Source organism: Paenibacillus sp. HWE-109, from assembly GCF_022163125.1.
In the GTDB taxonomy this organism is placed as follows: Bacteria; Bacillota; Bacilli; order Paenibacillales; family NBRC-103111; genus Paenibacillus_E.
Genome location: NZ_CP091881.1, coordinates 6,817,206 through 6,832,500 on the forward strand (window position 1 = coordinate 6,817,206; position 15,295 = coordinate 6,832,500).

General features: G+C 46.4%; 11 protein-coding genes, 2 tRNA genes and 2 rRNA genes. 1 reads left to right on the forward strand and 14 read right to left on the reverse strand.

Annotation, left to right across the window (positions count from 1 at the left end; all coding sequences use genetic code 11):
• Positions 1-30: 30 nt before the first annotated feature.
• From ispF to LOZ80_RS29230, 3 genes are all read right to left on the reverse strand, one after another.
• Positions 31-516, reverse strand: coding sequence for a 2-C-methyl-D-erythritol 2,4-cyclodiphosphate synthase (gene ispF, locus LOZ80_RS29220; RefSeq protein ID WP_238167913.1), 486 nt, complete (start codon positions 514-516; stop codon positions 31-33).
• Positions 513-1,217 (reverse strand): 2-C-methyl-D-erythritol 4-phosphate cytidylyltransferase, encoded by a 705-nt coding sequence (gene ispD / locus LOZ80_RS29225; protein WP_238167914.1) that lies wholly within the window; start codon positions 1,215-1,217, stop codon positions 513-515. The genes ispF and ispD overlap by 4 nt, the downstream gene beginning before the upstream one ends.
• Positions 1,218-1,349: 132 nt before the next feature.
• Positions 1,350-2,417 (reverse strand): PIN/TRAM domain-containing protein, encoded by a 1,068-nt coding sequence (locus LOZ80_RS29230; RefSeq protein WP_238167915.1) that lies wholly within the window; start codon positions 2,415-2,417, stop codon positions 1,350-1,352.
• A gap of 154 nt (positions 2,418-2,571) precedes the next feature.
• On the opposite strand from LOZ80_RS29230, the gene LOZ80_RS29235 reads away from it, so the two are divergent.
• Complete coding sequence (locus LOZ80_RS29235) at positions 2,572-2,967, forward strand: nucleoside triphosphate pyrophosphohydrolase family protein (RefSeq protein WP_079418106.1); 396 nt, start codon at positions 2,572-2,574, stop codon at positions 2,965-2,967.
• A 78-nt stretch (positions 2,968-3,045) separates the two neighbouring features.
• Here LOZ80_RS29235 and pssA read toward each other — a convergent pair whose 3' ends face one another.
• The 11 genes from pssA to LOZ80_RS29290 all read right to left on the reverse strand — a co-directional run bounded on the left by pssA (position 3,046) and on the right by LOZ80_RS29290 (position 15,284).
• The gene (pssA, locus tag LOZ80_RS29240) at positions 3,046-3,795 is read right to left on the reverse strand and encodes a CDP-diacylglycerol--serine O-phosphatidyltransferase (protein ID WP_189018507.1); all 750 of its coding nucleotides are present in this window, start codon (positions 3,793-3,795) and stop codon (positions 3,046-3,048) included.
• Between the two features lie 112 nt (positions 3,796-3,907).
• A complete protein-coding gene (disA, locus tag LOZ80_RS29245) occupies positions 3,908-4,987 on the reverse strand; it encodes a DNA integrity scanning diadenylate cyclase DisA (RefSeq protein ID WP_189018505.1) in 1,080 nt (359 codons plus the stop codon).
• Between the two features lie 241 nt (positions 4,988-5,228).
• Positions 5,229-6,659 (reverse strand): DNA repair protein RadA, encoded by a 1,431-nt coding sequence (gene radA, locus LOZ80_RS29250; protein ID WP_238167916.1) that lies wholly within the window; start codon positions 6,657-6,659, stop codon positions 5,229-5,231.
• 157 nt (positions 6,660-6,816) lie between these two features.
• Positions 6,817-9,258, reverse strand: a complete 2,442-nt coding sequence (gene clpC, locus LOZ80_RS29255; protein WP_238167917.1) for an ATP-dependent protease ATP-binding subunit ClpC — start codon at positions 9,256-9,258, stop codon at positions 6,817-6,819.
• Between the two features lie 60 nt (positions 9,259-9,318).
• On the reverse strand, positions 9,319-10,338 hold the full coding sequence (locus tag LOZ80_RS29260) for a protein-arginine kinase McsB (RefSeq protein WP_443147089.1): 1,020 nt from the start codon (positions 10,336-10,338) through the stop codon (positions 9,319-9,321).
• 66 nt (positions 10,339-10,404) lie between these two features.
• On the reverse strand, positions 10,405-10,917 hold the full coding sequence (locus LOZ80_RS29265; RefSeq protein ID WP_238167919.1) for a protein-arginine kinase activator protein McsA: 513 nt from the start codon (positions 10,915-10,917) through the stop codon (positions 10,405-10,407).
• A 13-nt stretch (positions 10,918-10,930) separates the two neighbouring features.
• Complete coding sequence (locus tag LOZ80_RS29270; protein WP_079418081.1) at positions 10,931-11,392, reverse strand: CtsR family transcriptional regulator; 462 nt, start codon at positions 11,390-11,392, stop codon at positions 10,931-10,933.
• A gap of 340 nt (positions 11,393-11,732) precedes the next feature.
• Positions 11,733-11,849: ribosomal RNA gene (gene rrf, locus LOZ80_RS29275) — 5S ribosomal RNA — on the reverse strand.
• Between the two features lie 130 nt (positions 11,850-11,979).
• Positions 11,980-14,894, reverse strand: a 23S ribosomal RNA gene (locus LOZ80_RS29280).
• Between the two features lie 218 nt (positions 14,895-15,112).
• Positions 15,113-15,188: transfer RNA gene (locus tag LOZ80_RS29285), tRNA-Ala, on the reverse strand.
• Between the two features lie 19 nt (positions 15,189-15,207).
• A tRNA-Ile gene (locus tag LOZ80_RS29290) sits at positions 15,208-15,284 on the reverse strand.
• Positions 15,285-15,295 lie beyond the last annotated feature (11 nt).

The window sequence follows — 15,295 nt, forward strand, 5'->3', positions numbered from 1 at the left end:
TGTATCTCCTCTTATCCCCAATAATACCTGCTATTCTAGCACATCTCGAATTAAACAAACAACCGATTGCGCAGCAATACCTTCCCCGCGCCCCGTGAAACCAAGCTGTTCTGTCGTTGTCGCTTTCACATTCACTTGCTCCGGCGTTGTCTCCAGCGCTGCGGCAATAATTTCTACCATTTGCGGAATGTATGGCAGCATTTTCGGCTTCTGGGCAATGATCGTGGAATCGGCATTTCCCAAACGGTATCCTCGCTCTTTGGCCATCTGCCAAATTTCTTTCAGCAGCACCAGGCTGTCCGCGTCCTTAAACTCAGCTGCCGTATCCGGGAAATGCTTCCCGATATCGCCCAGCCCCAATGCGCCAAGAATCGCATCGCTAATAGCATGAAGCAGCACGTCGGCATCTGAATGACCCAGCAGTCCCTTTTCGTAAGGAATCGTGACGCCTCCAATAATGCACTTGCGGCCTTCAACCAATTGATGAACATCAAATCCTTGTCCTACGCGAATCATAGCTGTCCCTCTCCCCTAACATTGTTTAAAATCCATTCTGCCCATGGCAGATCTTCCGGTGTTGTGATCTTGATATTGTAGTAATCCCCTTCGACCACATGCACCGTCGTCCCGATTCGTTCGACCAGCATAGCGTCATCTGTCCCTATAAAGTTCTCTTGAAGAGCGCGTTCATGCGCTTCCTGCAGAACGGAAAGCCGAAAAGCTTGCGGCGTTTGGATCGCCCACAAGCTTCGTCTATCGGGTGTAGATTGAATTCGCTTTTCCGTATCTACCACTTTGATTGTATCTTTTACAGGTACAGCCAGAACGGCTGCATCTTGTTCTTGTGCCTTTTCCAGGCAATCGAACACATGTTCTTTTTTGACGAATGGCCGAACACCGTCATGAACGAGCACCCAATCGGTCCCCTGTTGTAAGGAGTCCAGCCCCCGTCTAACAGAATCTTGGCGCTCAGCGCCTCCTGATAGCACATGAGTCGTCTTCGACAGCCCATAGTCCTGTACATAGCTTCTACAGCGATCTATGTCGTGTTCCCCAACAACCAGAATGATTTCATGCACTTCCTGTATGTTTTGAAATAATTGCAAGGTATGTACCAGAATTGGCTTCTGTCCCAGTTGTAAGTATTGCTTACTTTCAGCCGTTCCCATGCGCGAGCCCTTGCCCGCTGCCACGATGATAACCCCTAGCTTCCCCATAAGTCCTCCAACTACGCGCTTTCGTCAGAAAGCTTTCTTCGTAAGCATAGGCCCAAGGCTAGACGACTCCGTCGTCCTTCTAGGACGAGCACGTTTGTCCAGGCTATGTTACATCTCCCTATCATACTGGTTTTATTGTGCTTTTTCCAATAGTTTAGGTTTGGCGAAGATCATCCGACCCGCAGACGTCTGCAGCACGCTGGTGACCATCACTTCAAGCGTCATCCCAATGAACTCACGTCCGCCTTCCACGACGATCATCGTGCCGTCATCCAGGTAAGCGACACCTTGTCCATGTTCCTTGCCGTCTTTAATGACTTGAACAATAATTTCTTCTCCCGGCAAAACAACAGGCTTCACAGCATTCGCTAAATCATTGATGTTCAGCACCGAAACACCCTGCAATTCACAGACTTTATTGAGATTAAAATCATTGGTTATCACTTTGCCTTGCAATACCTTGGCCAGACGAACAAGCTTGCTGTCGACTTCCGATATTTCTTCGAAATCCCCTTCATAGATAAGGACCTTGACTTCAAGTTCTTTTTGGATCTTGTTCAAAATGTCCAGACCGCGTCGTCCGCGATTCCGCTTGAGTAAATCCGACGAATCTGCAATGTGCTGCAGCTCTTCCAGAACAAATTCCGGGATTACCAAGGTTCCCTCGATAAATCCGGTCTTGCAAATATCAGCGATTCGCCCATCGATAATAACGCTCGTATCCAAAATCTTGTGTTCCTCATAAGGGCGATGTGTTTGCTTCTCCGGTCCGGTTGACCGGCTTCTCACCATCATCTGAACCAATTCTTCCCGCTTGCTATACCCGATTCTGAAGCCCATCACAGCTAATACAGCGGATACGATGAAAGGCAGGAAGGGACCAGCCCACTTCGCTTGATCGAGCACAGGGAACACCATGACAGAGATAAGCAGCCCAATGACTAACCCCAGCGTCCCAGAAAGCAGATCAGAAACCGGGATATCTACAACATTCTTCTCACCTTTTATCAAGAGCTTCATCCCTTGACCTGCCACCCACCCGGAAACAAAAAACATGACGACAGCGCACAAACTATTCATCCAAATCCCATTACCTGCTTCACTTATGAATCCTGTCGTTCGAAAAATGGTATCGCTCCACCCATAACCTAAACTACCACCCATGATGGCCAAAATGAACTGTACCCATTTCCTCATCATAGATTCACCCCCTACTTCAACATTGATAAAGCTTTATTACAATTATGTTCCAATTTCTCCAACGTTAATCACTTCTTCATATGGAAAATTGAAATATTAGAGGGCTTCCTTTATAATGAAATTGGAAGTTACCAACACACCAGAGGTGGATGGAATGAGCTCCTTGACTTTAAAGCAGTTTCAAGATCAAGTATCCGAATTGTTACTCCGTCACCGAAGTCTGCTTGACGTCTTATCCAAATTTCAACAGTCAGGCGCAGCCGCCAATCGTTCCGTGGTGAAATCCATAACCGAATGCGGATGTATACAGGTTCATGCGGCCAAGCAAGAGTATCATCCTGAGATGACTTTGAATGAAGCCAAGGATGTGCTCGGCACTCATGTGACTGGACACTTATGTGAACAATGCATCGAAGTTGTGAGCAATGAGCTGGGCAGGAACTTGTTCTATATGTCCGCACTAAGCAACATTCTTGACATTAATTTGGAGCAAGTCGTTGAGAACGAATCGAAGAAATGCACAACATTAGGACTTTTTAACATGTCATGAACAAACGAAAAAAAAGCATTTATCTTCTTTCTGATTACATCAGAAGAAAATAAATGCTTTTTATTTTCGTACTAAGACCTAGACATCCGATTTAACGGACTTCGAATCGTCTCTGCCGCGTGTTTTGTTCTTTCTGCGCAGACGGATGAAGAATCCATCAACGTTTTTTTTTAAGCCGTAAAGCGCGTACCCCAATAAAGGTACGAAAATCATTTTGGAAATGGACTCTGGCCATTTGATTGCAATAAGAACAGCTACGGCAACAATAATCGGCGTAATCCAAATTGCTGCTTTGGGAATGCCAGCTTTCTTGAAATTCGGGTATTTGACTGTACTTACCATCAAGTAAGACAACATAATTGTGCTTACCAAAAGAACATACACATTAATCTCATTCACGAACAGAGCTAATGTACAAAGAACGCCGCCAGCTGCCGGGATTGGAAGACCGATGAAGTAGCCTGGTGTACCCGCAACAACATTGAACCGAGCAAGACGAAGAGCACCGCAAATCGGGAAAATCGCTGTGACGATCCAAGCAAACGCTGGACTAATCACGCTAGGATCATTGAAAGCAACAACGTACATGATGAAGGCAGGAGCTACACCGAAAGAAATGACATCCGACAAGGAATCCAATTCTTTACCAAATTCACTTTGGGCATTTAACGCTCTTGCGACACGTCCATCCAGACCATCCAGCAACATAGCGACAATGACGAGCACAGCTGCAATCCCGTGTTCACCGCTAAAAGCCAGAATAATTGAAAGAACACCTAGGAATAAGTTCCCTACTGTAAAAAGACTGGGAATCGATTTCGTTAACATATGTTTTTGTCCACCTCTGAATTTACTATACCCTAATCTCGACTTAATAAAACCTTATCGACTGAATGACTTCACAAAATCTCAACATTGATACTTACTGATTGTATCCACTTTAAATATGTCTGTCAATGAACACTTGTTCCTGAATTCTCTTGAGCCCTTCTTTAATGGCACGAGCTCTCACTTCCCCGATTCCGTCAACTTCATCCAGTTCTTCAATTGTCGCCATCATCATATGTGGCAGGTATCCGAACTTCTCCACCAGATTAGCAATAATGATGGAAGGAAGTCGCGGAATTTTCCCAAGAACACGGAACCCTCGAGGTGAAACCGGTTCTTCGACGATGGAATTCGTATGCGGATAACCAAGTAAGCGAATGATTTGGTGCGGTTCTAACAGTTCATCTGACGATAACCGCTTCAAACCTGCTTGCATTTCCTTGACTCGGTCTTCGGATAATTCCCTTACATAATCTTTTACGAGCAAACGCGCTTCAAGTTCCGCATTCCCCACAAGTTCTTCCAATTGCATACTGATGAGGCGTCCTTCATTCCCCAATTCATTAATATATCGATTGATCTCCGCTTTAATGCGTAAAACCATCTCGAAACGTGCAATCACATTGGTAACATCATGGAGTGTAACTAATTCCTCAAACTCAGACGCGCTCAGATTCGTCAGCGATTGATCAAGCACCACTTTATAACGTTCCAAGGTCTGAATCGCTTGGTTCGCTTTGGTCAAAATAACACCGATATCTTTGAGCGCATAGCGTAAATTGCCTTGATATAAGGTGATGACATTTCGCCGCTGTGAAATTGAGACCACTAATTTGTTCGTTTGCTTCGCAACTCGTTCCGCTGTGCGATGGCGAATTCCCGTCTCTGAAGAGGAGATCGAGGAGTCCGGGATTAGTTGTGTGTTTGCATAAAGAATTCGCTTGATATCTTCACTTAGAATAATCGCGCCATCCATCTTGGCAAGCTCATATAAGTAGTTAGGTGAGAAATCGCAATCGATCGAAAAACCGCCATCTACGATTTCTCGCACTTCTGCGCTATAGCCAACTACAAGAAGTCCACCCGTTTTGGCGCGTAGGACATTCTCCAAACCATCGCGGAACGGAGTACCAGGCGCTACCATTTGCAGCAATTGGCTCATGACGTCTCGCTTTATCTCTTCTTTACTCATCATTTTCCTCCTGAAGGCTTGCAGGTTGAATGACCACAAGAGTCTCTACATATATCATACATGTCACATTCGAAATTCATGCTGTTTTGATTCAACCTAAGCATCCTTAATCCCGATCGGACTAAGAATAGAGTTCAGTTGCTAAATCCTTACAACTAAGTATAACGGAAAATGCTTTCCTTTAAAAGAAGTTGTATATAATTGATAAACTGTTAAGTATATAACTATATCCTATTTCATGCTAATTATCTTCCTCATCCCAGGGTGCTCTCTGCTCTTTGCCTTGGTTGGATGAACCAAATACAGAGTGTATGACCTGACTCAAGGTTTTGCATGGGACTACTTTTATTGTAGAAAATGAAGTTGTGCTTTTTAAACCATTAAGCGCAACATAGACTCGTTTGAAACCCATTCTTTCAAGTTCTCTGATTCTTAGTTCCAATGTAGGTACTTTCTTTAATTCACCCGTTAATCCAATATCTGCGATAAAAACAGTATCATTAGGAATACCTTGGTTCTTGCAGGAAGAGACAATACTCATTATCGCGGCTAAGTTTGAGGACTGTTCCTTTAAGCGAATGCCACCCGTTGTTTTCACAACCACATTCTTATCATGTAAAGGTATATTAGCTCTTTGTTCCATGATGCTGATAAGTGTGTTTACATGGTCCTTTTTTAAACATTCAGCAATCCGGCTTGGGTATGGCATGAACGTCGTTGATACTAAACTTTCTATCTCCAAAATAATCGGTCTTGTGCCTTCTTTAACGACTGTTAATGCGCTCCCACTCACAACATCATTTTCGTCTCTTTGCGTCATGAAGAACTCTGAGGGGTTATCAATAGGTGTCAATCCTTGCTCTCCCATGGTGAAAAATCCAAGTTCTCCTGTGCTGGCGTAGCGGTTTTTAGTGGAGAATAGCTGTTTCAGCTCCTCACCTTCTTCTCCTTCCAGAACAAGAACGGCATCCACCAAATGTTCTAATGCTCTTAAACCAGCTAATTCGTTATCTTTCGTCATCTGTCCAACCATAATAATAGCTCTTGGTCTTTGCGCATCTTTGGCAACCTTGAGGAGCGTATTGGCGCATTCCATCGTTTGCGTAGGGGACCCGGGTCTTTGTGGATATTCTTCCAATAAAAAAGTTTGAATACTATCAATAATAATCAAATCCGGGTCTACCTGGTCAATACAACCCAAGACATTATTCAAGCTATTATCCGAATAAACCCAGACGTTTTTATGAATATTTTGCAGGACTCGCTCAGCTCTTCTCTTGATCTGGCTGTCACTTTCTTCCCCAGAAGCGTACAACACTTTCAACCCTTGCTTCGCCACATCATCCGATATTTGCAACAAAAGCGTAGATTTCCCCGCACCTGGAACAGCCGTGATAATCGTAACAGAATCCTTAACGATCCCTCCACCCATTACGCGATTAAATTCATTGTATTTAGTAACAATTCTATCACTGTTCTGAGACACGGTATCGGTAAGACGGTTAATGACAACATTCTTTTTTTTCGTTACGCCCTTTTGGCCACCACTAGGAGCGTTGATAACATCTTCTTCTTCGAGCGTATTCCACTCCCGACAACTGCTGCACGAACCTTGCCATTTGGGATGCTCTTGACCGCAACTGGTACACTTGTATGTGGTTTTCTTTTTCATATGTAAGAATCACTTCTCCAATTAATCAATTATTTTCAAACTTCCTTTTCCAAATAAAGTTTACTATGATTATGAAGCCCCTGAAAGAGCTAAAGCAAATAAAAAGCATTTTGCCGCATCCACGCTGGATGATGCAAAATGCTTTTTTGCTTTTCATTTATTTGGCAACTACGCCTTCGCTCTTCAAGACGACAAGTTCGCCTTCGTTTTCATCGATTGTCAAGGAGTCGCCTTTGGATATATTTCCTCTAAGCAGTTCCTCGGACAAGCGATCTTCAATATGCTTCTGAATGGCTCTACGCAGCGGTCTTGCCCCATACGTAGGATCAAAGCCTTCTTTGGCCAAGAACATTTTCGCTTTATCTGTCAACAAGAAGTCAACTTCTTGCTCTTTAAGACGTTTGCGAAGATCTTCTGCCATTAAGCTAACGATTTGTGCGATATGCGTTTCATCCAAGGAATGGAACACAATCGTTTCATCAATCCGGTTAAGGAATTCGGGACGGAAGCTTTTCTTAAGCTCGCCCATCACTTTGTCTTTCATATTCGTATAGTCTCTGCCGGCATCAACCGCAGCCGTAAAGCCCAGTGACGAATTCTTCTTGATCACATCGGCACCCACATTGGATGTCATGATGATCAATGTATTGCGGAAATCAACCGTGCGTCCTTTGGAGTCTGTTAAACGTCCGTCTTCCAAAACTTGAAGGAGGATGTTGAACACTTCCGGATGCGCTTTTTCGATTTCATCGAGCAGTACGACGGAGTACGGCTTACGACGAACCTTCTCGGTAAGCTGGCCGCCTTCTTCATAACCCACATAGCCTGGAGGCGCCCCAACGAGTCGGGATGTCGAATGCTTCTCCATGTACTCGGACATATCGATACGTACTACGGCATTGTCGTCACCGAATAAAGATTCCGCTAACGCGCGCGCCAATTCTGTTTTACCTACACCCGTTGGTCCAAGGAAAATGAAGGAGCCCATCGGACGCTTCGGATCCTTAAGTCCTGCTCTCGCGCGGCGGATAGCGCGGCTAACCGATTTCACAGCTTCTTCTTGACCAATGACACGTTCATGAAGAATCTCTTCCATCTTGAGCAGTCGCTCGGTTTCTTCTTCCGCCAGCTTGCTGACCGGAATTCCAGTCCAGCTCGCTACGATTTGGGCAATGTCATCCGGCGTAACTTCCGTATCCAAACGACCTTGTTTCTCTTTCCATTCGTTCTTCGTCGTATCCAACTCTTCACGAAGCTTTTGCTCTGTATCGCGAAGACCGGCCGCTTTCTCGAACTCTTGGCTTTGAACCGCCGCGTCTTTCTCTTTGCGGATATCTTCCAGCTTATTCTCAAGCTGTTTCAAGGATGGCGGTACCGTGTAAGAGCGAAGCCTAACTTTGGAGCTGGCCTCATCAATTAAATCGATCGCTTTATCAGGCAGGAAGCGGTCTGTAATGTAACGATCCGAAAGTTTAACAGCTTCTTGAATAGCAGCATCAGTGATTTTCACACGGTGATGCGCCTCATACCGATCACGCAATCCATAAAGAATTTGTATCGCTTCATCCGGCGATGGTTGATCAACCGTAATCGGTTGGAAACGGCGTTCAAGCGCAGCGTCTTTTTCAATATATTTACGATATTCATCTAACGTTGTCGCACCAATACACTGCAGCTCACCTCGTGCAAGAGCCGGTTTGAGGATGTTGGAAGCATCAATAGCTCCTTCAGCCCCACCAGCGCCGATCAAGGTATGAAGCTCATCAATGAACAGTACGATGTTACCCGCTTGGCGAATTTCGTCCATGATCTTCTTGAGGCGATCTTCAAACTCACCACGATATTTGGTCCCTGCCACAACAGAGCCCATATCGAGGGTCATGACTCTTTTATCCTTCAAAGTCTCCGGAATTTCGTTGTTAATAATCTTTTGCGCCAAGCCTTCAGCAATCGCTGTTTTACCAACACCCGGCTCGCCAATTAGCACAGGATTGTTCTTGGTTCTACGGCTAAGCACTTGAATAACACGCTCAATTTCTTTGCTTCGGCCAATCACAGGGTCCAAATGTCCCTCTTTGGCATAAGCAGTCAGATCTCTCGCTAACCCATCCAAGGTAGGTGTATTCACATTCTGGTTGCTGCCGTGGCTTGGTGATACAGTCTCACTGCTGCCCAGTAGTTGAAGCACTTGTTGACGCGCTTTGTTCAAAGACACACCCAAGTTATTCAGCACGCGTGCCGCAACCCCTTCGCCTTCGCGAATAAGTCCAAGTAAAATATGTTCAGTCCCCACATAAGTGTGACCTAGTTTTCTAGCTTCATCCATCGAAAGTTCGATGACTTTTTTCGCTCTAGGCGTATACGCAATATTGGTAGGCTGTTCTTGTCCTCTGCCAATCAGAGATTCGACTTCGTCTTGAATTTTCTCAAGTCCGAGGCCCAGAGCAACGAGTGCTTTAGCAGCAATGCCTTCCCCTTCGCGAATAAGACCAAGTAAAATGTGCTCAGTGCCGATATTATTATGCCCTAAGCGAACTGCTTCCTCTTGTGCCAAAGAAAGAACCTTCTGCGCACGTTCTGTAAATCTGCCAAACATCATAGAGAACACCTCCAAAAGTAGTATATCTATGGAAAACCTAAAGGATGAATCTAATGCTCATTAAATTCTGCCGAACCTTTCACGGATCAGCTCTGCCCGGCGTATATCACGCTCTTCGGCATTTAACTTCTCACCTGCATACTGCTGAAGAAACCCAGGTTGCGTCATCACCAGCAGCTCATTGAGCACATGGGATGAAACATTGTTAATGATCCCAAGGTCAATCCCCAATCTTACATCGGACAAACGCTGCGCAGCTTCCTTAGAGTCCATGATCCCTGCATAGGACAAAATGCCGAGAGAACGGTTCACACGGTCTATTATCCGCATTCTCGATTCTTGAATCAGCTTATGTCTGGCCGCACGTTCATGCTCAATAATTTGTCTAGCCACGCTGTGTAAATTATCAATAATCTCTTCTTCGGATTGCCCTAGCGTAATCTGATTCGATATTTGGAACAGATTACCTAAAGCTTCGCTGCCTTCCCCATATAATCCTCTAACTGTCAACCCAACCTGGGTAACTGCTGATAAAATCCGATTAATTTGTTGGCTGAGCACCAAAGCAGGCAGATGCATCATGACCGAAGCGCGAATTCCGGTCCCTACATTCGTGGGACAGCTTGTTAGGTAGCCACGCTTTTCATCATATCCATAATCCATTTGCGTTTCAAAAATATCATCGATTTGATTCGCCAAATCCCACACTTCTTTAATCTGAAAGCCGGGACATAAACATTGTATGCGAAGATGATCCTCTTCGTTGATCATAATACTGATGGATTCATTTTCGCTTAAAATAACGGCGCCATTTCTGGATTCGTTAGCTAAATTCGGGCTAATTAAGTGCTTCTCCACAAGAACCATTCGTTCAAGCTCATTGAGCTCTGAAAGCGGGATCAGCGAGAAATGACTAATCGTTTCCAGCTCCTCATTCTCTAGAACTCCTGACAATTGAACAAGTACTTCCTGTGATTGTTGATTGGTAGCTAACATGGGATAGGGATAATCTCTAAGGTTGCGTGCAATCCGGATCCGACTGCTAATGACGATATCCGACTCAGGACCTTCACCCTTCATCCATTCGCTCAATGCATCTCCTGTAAACCGTTGTAGTGTCACTGGATTCACACCTTCCTTACAAAATCACATACCCGCAATTTTCTTCTCGATCTCACGAATTTGATCACGAATCTTAGCTGCTTCTTCGAACTCTTCTGCCTCAATACAAGCCATCATATCCTTCTTGAGGGTATCGACTTCACGCTTGCATTGAATGATTCCACCGCTCCGCTTAGGTACTTTTCCTACGTGAACGATGTTGCCGTGAACCCTTTTGAAAAGAGGGTCCAGCTTCTCAGAAAAGCTTTGATAGCACGATCCGCAACCAAACCGACCTAATTTACTAAACTGCGAATACGTAAGGCCACAGTTCTCACAACGGATGGCTTGTGACTTCGCCGCGGACAGGGATGAAGGTTCAAAATCGAGCAAGCCGGATAGCAAATTATGAATCGAAAATCCATTCGACGTCCCCGGTATCATCTCGCCCTTCTCCCGAGCGCAATTCTCACAAATGTGGAACTCGTTCTTGTCTCCATTTATAATCTTCGTAAAATGAAGAGTCGCCGGTCGTTTACCGCATTCCTGACAAACCATTTCTTATGCCTCCTCATCTGCTAAGCAAGGATATCAGCATTGCTTTAAGAATCTTAGCCCGAATTTCATCGCGCAGCGGGAGCTTGAAGGTCAACACATCTCTGGATATCGCTGCCCGAATCAGGTTAGCTTCTCGGGTTGAAATATAGTGACCCTCCTGCAGCTGGTATATAAGTCCTTCTGAGGTGACTTGATCTATGTGTGTGTGAATCGTGCGAAAAATGTGGTCCAAAATAGACCCATGACTTTTGAGCTCGATCTTCTGAATACGAATGTATCCGCCACCGCCACGCTTGCTCTCCACAATGTATCCCTTTTCCAAGGTAAACCGTGTACTAATAACATAGTTGATTTGGGATGGTACGCATTGGAATTGATCAGCCAAGTCGTTGCGTTGAATCTCAATAGCCCCTTCGGAACTTTGCTGCAGGACATGTTTCAAATACTGCTCAATGATTTCTGATACGTTACGCATCAATTCATCCTCCAGACTGCTAGAAGTAAATTGACTTTGATTGACTTTGACTTTCTTTGACCTTAACTAGATTATAATCATTTCCTTTCTTTTTGACAAGTGCTGCTTCTAACATTGTGTTGTAAACACCAAGCCTACTCACAGTATTTACAAAAATACCCCTACTTAACGTAGGGGCGTGTACCAATTAATTCTTTTTTTGAATTTGCTGTGCTCGCGATAAATAGGAAAGTTATAGATGAACGGACAATAAGCTCTCTCAAAGGTGTGAGGATAGTGGTCACACTAGAAGTAACAGAAAAAACCTTACGAGGATTTCTCCTTGTAAGGTTTCTTAGCTGCTTGGCAACGTTCTACTCTCCCAGAACCCTGCGGTTCAAGTACCATCGACGCTGGAGGGCTTAACGGTCGTGTTCGAGATGGGAACGCGTGGGTCCCCTCCGCCATCATCACCAAACAGTCAAAGCGTGATTTGCGCCTTGAAAACTAGATACGAAACGTGCGTAAAGATAGATGTTCTTAGGATTTCTGGGTCCCAATCAAGTATTCGGAATCAGCTACAAAGCTTATCTTCACTTGCTTGGGATTAGGTTAAGCCCTCGACCGATTAGTATTCGTCAGCTGCATACGTTGCCGCACTTCCACCTCGAACCTATCAACCTCGTCGTCTACAAGGGGTCTTACATACTGGGAAATCTCATCTTGAGGGGGGCTTCGCGCTTAGATGCTTTCAGCGCTTATCCCCTCCGTACATAGCTACCCAGCTATGCCTCTGGCGAGACAACTGGTACACCAGCGGTACGTCCATCCCGGTCCTCTCGTACTAAGGACAGCTCCTCTCAAATTTCCTACGCCCGCGACAGATAGGGACCGAACTGTCTCACGACGTTCTGAACCCAGCTCGCGTACCGCTTTAATGGGCGAACAGCCCAACCCTTGGGACCTACTTCAGCCCCAGGATGCGATGAGCCGACATCGAGGTGCCAAACCTCCCCGTCGATGTGGACTCTTGGGGGAGATAAGCCTGTTATCCCCAGGGTAGCTTTTATCCGTTGAGCGATGGCCCTTCCATTCGGTACCACCGGATCACTAAGTCCGACTTTCGTCCCTGCTCGACTTGTAGGTCTCGCAGTCAAGCTCCCTTATGCCTTTGCACTCTGCGAATGATTTCCAACCATTCTGAGGGAACCTTTAAACGCCTCCGTTACATTTTAGGAGGCGACCGCCCCAGTCAAACTGCCCACCTGACACTGTCCCCATACCGGATCACGGTACCAGGTTAGAACTCCGATACGATCAGGGTGGTATCCCAACGGCGCCTCCACCCAAGCTGGCGCTCAGGCTTCAAAGGCTCCCACCTATCCTGTACAGATCGTACCAAAGTCCAATATCAAGCTGCAGTAAAGCTCCATGGGGTCTTTCCGTCTTGTCGCGGGTAACCTGCATCTTCACAGGTATTAAAATTTCACCGGATCTCTCGTTGAGACAGCGCCCAAGTCGTTACGCCATTCGTGCGGGTCAGAATTTACCTGACAAGGAATTTCGCTACCTTAGGACCGTTATAGTTACGGCCGCCGTTTACTGGGGCTTCAATTCATAGCTTCGGGTTGCCCCTAACCACTCCTCTTAACCTTCCAGCACCGGGCAGGCGTCAGCCCGTATACTTCGCCTTGCGGCTTCGCACAGACCTGTGTTTTTGCTAAACAGTCGCTTGGGCCTTTTCACTGCGGCCCCCTCGGGCTATTCACCCTACCGAGGCACCCCTTCTCCCGAAGTTACGGGGTCATTTTGCCGAGTTCCTTAACGAGAGTTCTTCCGCGCGCCTTAGAATTCTCTTCTCACCCACCTGTGTCGGTTTGCGGTACGGGCACCTTCGCCTGGCTAGAAGCTTTTCTTGGCAGTGTGAAATCATGACCTTCGGTACTTAAAGTTTCCCTCCCCATCACAGCCCAGCCTTACGATGTGCGGATTTGCCTACACATCAGCCTCACTGCTTGGACAGACATCCATCAGTCTGCGTCACTATCCTTCTGCGTCACTCCATTGCTCATAACGGCTACGGTGGTACAGGAATTTCCACCTGTTGTCCATCGACTACGCCTTTCGGCCTCGCCTTAGGTCCCGACTTACCCTGAGCGGACGAGCCTTCCTCAGGAACCCTTAGGTTTTCGGCGGATCAGATTCTCACTGATCTTTTCGTTACTTATACCGGCATTCTCACTTGTATGCGCTCCACCTGTCCTTACGGTCAGAATTCAACGTACATACAACGCTCCCCTACCCATGCACAAAGTGCAAGCCATAGCTTCGGTGGCGTGTTTAGCCCCGTTACATTTTCGGCGCAGAGTCACTCGACCAGTGAGCTATTACGCACTCTTTCAATGGTGGCTGCTTCTAAGCCAACATCCTGGTTGTCTGTGCAACTCCACATCCTTTCCCACTTAACACACACTTGGGGACCTTAGCTGATGGTCTGGGCTGTTTCCCTTTTGACAATGGATCTTAGCACTCACTGTCTGACTCCCGGAATAAAGTTTGTGGCATTCAGAGTTTGACTGGACTTGGTAACCCTTGGCGGGCCCCGCACCCAATCAGTGCTTTACCTCCACAACTCATCTTCCGAGGCTAGCCCTAAAGCTATTTCGGGGAGAACCAGCTATCTCCGAGTTCGATTGGAATTTCTCCGCTACCCCCACCTCATCCCCGCATTTTTCAACATGCGTGGGTTCGGGCCTCCAGTGAGTGTTACCTCACCTTCACCCTGGACAGGGGTAGATCACACGGTTTCGGGTCTACGTCCACGTACTAAAGCGCCCTATTCAGACTCGCTTTCGCTGCGGCTCCGTCTCTTCGACTTAACCTCGCACGGGAACGTAACTCGCCGGTTCATTCTACAAAAGGCACGCCATCACCCATAAAGAGGGCTCTGACTTTTTGTAAGCACACGGTTTCAGGTTCTTTTTCACTCCGCTTCCGCGGTGCTTTTCACCTTTCCCTCACGGTACTGCTTCACTATCGGTCACTAGGGAGTATTTAGCCTTGGCAGATGGTCCTGCCGGATTCCGACGGGGTTTCACGTGACCCGCCGTACTCAGGATACCTCTAGGGATTTCGTTCGATTTGGGCTACAGGGCTTTTACCTTCTATGCCGGACCTTTCCAGATCACTTCGCCTATCGAACTAACCCCACAACGAGGTCCTACAACCCCAAGGAGCAAGCTCCTTGGTTTGGGCTATTCCGCTTTCGCTCGCCGCTACTGACGGAATCACTATTGTTTTCTTTTCCTCCAGGTACTTAGATGTTTCAGTTCCCTGGGTATGCCTCTACAGCAGCTATGTATTCACTACTGAGTAACTGCGCATTACCACAGCTGGGTTCCCCCATTCGGACATCCCCGGATCAAAGCCTGCTTACGGCTCCCCGAGGCATTTCGTCGTTCGCCACGTCCTTCTTCGGCTCCTAGTGCCTAGGCATCCTCCGTGTGCTCTTTCTAGCTTAACCTAGAAAAAACTTTAAAGATTTTTGTGCAACCCGAAGGTTAACACAACCTAAGTTCTTACTTTACGTTTCATTTCGTTATCTAGTTTTCAAGGAACAATGTTGTAGCAATGTGAGTCAATTATCCTTGCCCTATGTCAGCGGCGAAAGTTATCTTATCACATCTTCTTGCTGCATTTCAAGTCGAAATTTCTTGGAAATTCCTGTCTTAAAATGTGTTTTGGTGGAGCCAAGCGGGATCGAACCGCTGACCTCCTGCTTGCAAGGCAGGCGCTCTCCCAGCTGAGCTATGGCCCCATACGATTATGAAAATAATTGGTTGGCCCTAGTGGACTCGAACCACCGACCTCACCCTTATCAGGGGTGCGCTCTAACCAGCTGAGCTAAGGGCCAATATATGTTTG